Below are 3040 nucleotides of genomic sequence, written 5' to 3'. Positions count from 1 at the left end.
ACCGCACCGGGCACGAAGTGACTTTCGCACTCTCGCACTTTCGCACTTTCGCACTCGTTTTTGACGTCGCCCCGCGCGACGCAGCCTGATAAACACCGAACGCTCGGAGCGCACGAACATGCCGAATCCCCGCGTCGTCCTCGCCTACTCGGGCGGACTGGATACCTCCATCATCGTGCCCTGGCTCCGTGAGAACTACGGCGCCGACGTCATCTGCGTGGCCGCCGACGTGGGCCAGGGCGAGGAGCTCAGCGGGCTCGAGGCCAAGGCGGCCGCCAGCGGCGCCAGCGCCTGCTACGTGGAGGACCTGCGCGACGAGTTCGTCCAGGACTTCGTCATCCCCACCCTGCGCGCGGGCGCCATCTACGGCCGCAAGTACCTGCTGGGCACCAGCATGGCGCGGCCCATCATCGCCAAGCGGCAGGTGGAGATCGCCAAGCAGGTGGGCGCCACCCACCTGGCCCACGGCTGCACGGGCAAGGGCAACGACCAGGTGCGCTTCGAGCTCACCTACGGCGCCCTGGCCCCCGAGCTCCCCGTGATCGCCCCCTGGCGCGAGTGGGACATCCGCTCCCGCGAGGACGCCCTGGCGTACGCCGCGAAGTTCGACGTGCCCGTGGCGGCCACCAAGGAGAAGATCTACTCCCGTGACCGCAACCTGTGGCACGTGAGCCACGAGGGCGGCCCGCTCGAGGACCCGGCGTTCGAGCCCACGGAGGACATCTTCCTCATGACGCGCTCGCCGGAGGACGCCCCGCCCCGCCCCGAGTACGTGACGGTGGCGTTCGAGGAGGGCTACCCCGTGGCCGTGGACGGCGAGGCGCTCTCGCCCGTGCAGGTGATCGAGCGGCTCAACCAGGTCGGCGGGCTGCACGGCATCGGCCGCATCGACCTGGTGGAGGACCGGCTGGTGGGGATGAAGTCGCGCGGCATCTACGAGACGCCCGGCGGCACCATCCTGTACGCCGCGCACTCCGAGCTGGAGCAGCTGGTGCTGGACCGGCGCACGCTGGCCCTCAAGGACCTGATCGCGCCCCGCTACGCCGACCTCGTGTACGAGGGCCGCTGGTGGACCACGGAGCGCGTGGCCATGGACGCGCTCGTCAACGAGACGCAGAAGGCGGTGACGGGCACCATCCGCCTCAAGCTGCACCGGGGCAACCTGACGGTGGCGGGCCGCTGGTCGGCGCAGTCGCTGTACGACGAGCGCTTCGTGACGTTCGGCGAGGACGACGTGTACCAGCAGGCCGACGCCGCCGGCTTCATCCGCCTCTTTGGCCTTTCGGGCCGCGTGGCCGCGCTCAAGGCGCAGGAGGCCGCGCTGCCGCCCACCCTTCACGCGGCGGACTGACCGATGGCATTGCCTCCCCTGGTGCCGGCGCAGACCGCGCCGGCCGTGCCCGGCGCCCGCATGTGGGGCGGGCGCTTTAGCTCGGGCCCCGCGCCCGAGATGGACCGGCTGAACCGCTCGCTGCCCGTGGACCGCCGCCTGTGGCGGCAGGACGTGGCGGGGAGCCGCGCCTGGGCCGCGGCCCTGGGCGCCGCGGGCGTCATCGACCTCACGGAGGCCGCCGACCTGCGCGCCGGCCTGGACGCCGTGGAAAAGAAGCTCGAGGGGTGGACGGACGCGGACTGGGCCGCCGCGGCCGACGAGGACATCCACACCCTCGTGGAGCGCCTGCTGGGCGAGACGGCCGGCCCCGTGGCCGGCAAGCTCCACACGGGCCGCTCGCGCAACGACCAGGTGGCCACGGACTTTCGCCTGTGGGCCCTGGACGCCGCCAAGCTGCTGGACGCCGAGCTGCGCGACCTGCAGGCGGCGCTCGTGGAGCAGGCGCACAAGCACGGCGACACGGTCATGCCGGCGTACACGCACATGCAGCGCGCGCAGCCCGTCAGCGCGGCGCACTGGCTGATGTCGCACGCGTGGCCCCTGGCCCGTGACCGCGAGCGCCTGGCCGACGCGGTGGACCGTGTGAGCGTGCTGCCGCTGGGCTCGGGCGCCATCGCCGGCTGCCCGTTCCCCGTGGACCGCGTGCTGCTCAAGGAGTCGCTGGGCTTTCGCGCCGTGTCGCGCAACTCCGTGGACGCCGTGGCGGACCGCGACTGGGTGGCGGAGCTGCTGTTCGTGATGTCCATGGCCGGCGTGCACCTCAGCCGGCTGGCCGAGGACCTGATCCTGTTCGCCTCGTCGGAGTTCGGCTTCGTGCGGCTGAGCGACCAGTTCAGCACGGGCTCGTCGCTCATGCCGCAAAAGCGCAATCCCGACGCCATGGAGCTGGCCCGCGGCAAGGCCGGCCGCCTGATCGGCGAGCTCACGGGGATGCTGGCGCTGCTCAAGGGGCTGCCCAGCGGCTACAACAAGGACCTGCAGGAAGACAAGTCGTCCCTGTTCGCGGCCTTCGACGCCCTGTCGGACGTGCTGCCGGCCGTGGCCGGCACGGTGCGGACGATGGAGTTCGACGCGGCCCGCTGCGCCGGCGCGGTGGACAGCGCCATGCTGGCCACGGACGTGGCGGACTTCCTGGTGCGGCGCGGGGTCCCGTTCCGCGAGGCGCACGGCGCCGTGGGCAAGCTGGTGCGCGCCGCCGAGGGGCTGGGCTGCCCCCTCAGCGCCCTGCCGCGCGAGCTGTTCGTGCAGGTGAGCGGCGAGTTCGCCGACGCGGACCTGGACGCCATGTTCGATGCGAAGGCCTCGGTGCAGGCCCGCGCGGCGGCCGGTGGCACGTCTTCCGCATCGGTGCAGGCGCAGCTGGCGGAGCTGACGGCTACGCTCTGAGGGCTGGACAGGCGCTCGGGGGGGCGCCGCGACGGAACGGGGCACCGGGGGATACGTCTCCCGGGGCCCCGTTTCGCGTCACTGATCTTCCCCGCGTTTTCCGCCATGTGGAAGGCGTTTTTCCCCACGCTGGCCGTGTTTTCCCGCGTTCGCACACGGCCTTCGCGCATGCTGTTACCTTCGCGCATGCCGAAGCCACGCGTCTACGTCGAGACTACCATCCCCAGTGCCTACTACACGGATCGGAATGATCCGGAGATG

2 protein-coding genes are annotated in these 3040 nt (G+C 71.7%); both read left to right on the top strand.

Going from position 1 to position 3040, the window contains the following annotated elements:
- The first annotated feature begins 118 nt into the window (after positions 1 to 118).
- Positions 119 to 1351, top strand: coding sequence for an argininosuccinate synthase (locus tag VFZ20_RS10300; protein WP_329683782.1), 1233 nt, complete (start codon positions 119 to 121; stop codon positions 1349 to 1351).
- Positions 1352 to 1354: 3 nt separating this feature from the next.
- A complete protein-coding gene (gene argH / locus VFZ20_RS10295; protein ID WP_329683781.1) occupies positions 1355 to 2779 on the top strand; it encodes an argininosuccinate lyase in 1425 nt (474 codons plus the stop codon).
- The last annotated feature ends 261 nt before the right edge of the window (positions 2780 to 3040 follow it).

This window comes from Longimicrobium sp., from assembly GCF_036280135.1.
In the GTDB taxonomy this organism is placed as follows: domain Bacteria; phylum Gemmatimonadota; class Gemmatimonadetes; order Longimicrobiales; family Longimicrobiaceae; genus Longimicrobium.
Note: the sequence above shows the minus strand (reverse complement) of the source record. Positions and strands in the feature narration are given on the sequence as shown.